Here is a 900-nt window from a genome sequence, read left to right as displayed (position 1 = left end):
CCGTTCCCATGCCGAACACGGAAGTTAAGCGTCTCAGCGCCGAAAGTAGTTGGGGGATCTCCCCCTGTGAGGATAGGACGTTGCCAGGCTTTATTTTTTTAAAAAAGTTATTGACTTTACATAGAATGACCTTTAAAATAGGTAAAGTCGATATGACTTAAAACGGTCTCGTGGTGTAGGGGTTAACATGTCTGCCTGTCACGCAGAAGATCGCGGGTTCGAATCCCGTCGAGACCGCCATTTTAAATTAAATACGTATGGCTTTGTAGCTCAGTTGGTAGAGCAAAGGACTGAAAATCCTTGTGTCGGCGGTTCGATTCCGTCCAAAGCCACCATATAACACGCCGGTGTAGCTCAGTTGGTAGAGCATCTGACTTGTAATCAGAGGGTCGAGGGTTCGAATCCTTTCGCCGGCACCATTTTTTCATGGCGGTTGTGGCGAAGTGGTTAACGCACCGGATTGTGATTCCGGCATTCGAGGGTTCAATTCCCTTCAGCCGCCCCATTAAAATTTAATGAGCCATTAGCTCAGTTGGTAGAGCATCTGACTTTTAATCAGAGGGTCGCAGGTTCGAGCCCTGCATGGCTCACCATTTTCTCATTATTTTTTATTCAATACGTAATTTCACGTGCGGGTGTGGCGGAATTGGTAGACGCGCTAGACTTAGGATCTAGTGTCTTTGACGTGGGGGTTCGAGTCCCTTCACCCGCATCTTTAAATACTTATGCGGAAGTAGTTCAGTGGTAGAATACGACCTTGCCAAGGTCGGGGTCGCGGGTTCGAATCCCGTCTTCCGCTCCATTTTAATACGCGGTCGTGGCGGAATCGGTAGACGCGCTAGGTTGAGGGCCTAGTGGTGGTTAACACCGTGGAGGTTCAAGTCCTCTCGACCGCACCAT

At 49.0% G+C, this 900-nt stretch carries 8 tRNA genes and 1 rRNA gene; all 9 read left to right on the top strand.

Going from position 1 to position 900, the window contains the following annotated elements:
- Positions 1 to 89 (top strand): 5S ribosomal RNA (gene rrf / locus KNO61_RS17075); the annotation flags it as partial.
- A 75-nt stretch (positions 90 to 164) separates the two neighbouring features.
- Positions 165 to 240, top strand: a tRNA-Asp gene (locus tag KNO61_RS17070).
- A gap of 19 nt (positions 241 to 259) precedes the next feature.
- Positions 260 to 335, top strand: a tRNA-Phe gene (locus tag KNO61_RS17065).
- 8 nt (positions 336 to 343) lie between these two features.
- Positions 344 to 419 (top strand) — tRNA-Thr (locus tag KNO61_RS17060).
- A gap of 10 nt (positions 420 to 429) precedes the next feature.
- Positions 430 to 505 (top strand) — tRNA-His (locus KNO61_RS17055).
- Between the two features lie 12 nt (positions 506 to 517).
- Positions 518 to 593 (top strand) — tRNA-Lys (locus tag KNO61_RS17050).
- Between the two features lie 38 nt (positions 594 to 631).
- A tRNA-Leu gene (locus tag KNO61_RS17045) sits at positions 632 to 712 on the top strand.
- Positions 713 to 727: 15 nt separating this feature from the next.
- Positions 728 to 802: transfer RNA gene (locus KNO61_RS17040), tRNA-Gly, on the top strand.
- Positions 803 to 811: 9 nt separating this feature from the next.
- A tRNA-Leu gene (locus KNO61_RS17035) sits at positions 812 to 899 on the top strand.
- Position 900 lies beyond the last annotated feature (1 nt).

This window comes from Exiguobacterium sp. s140, from assembly GCF_018617035.1.
GTDB lineage: Bacteria > Bacillota > Bacilli > Exiguobacteriales > Exiguobacteriaceae > Exiguobacterium > Exiguobacterium profundum.
This window is presented reverse-complemented; position numbering and strand designations above follow the sequence as displayed.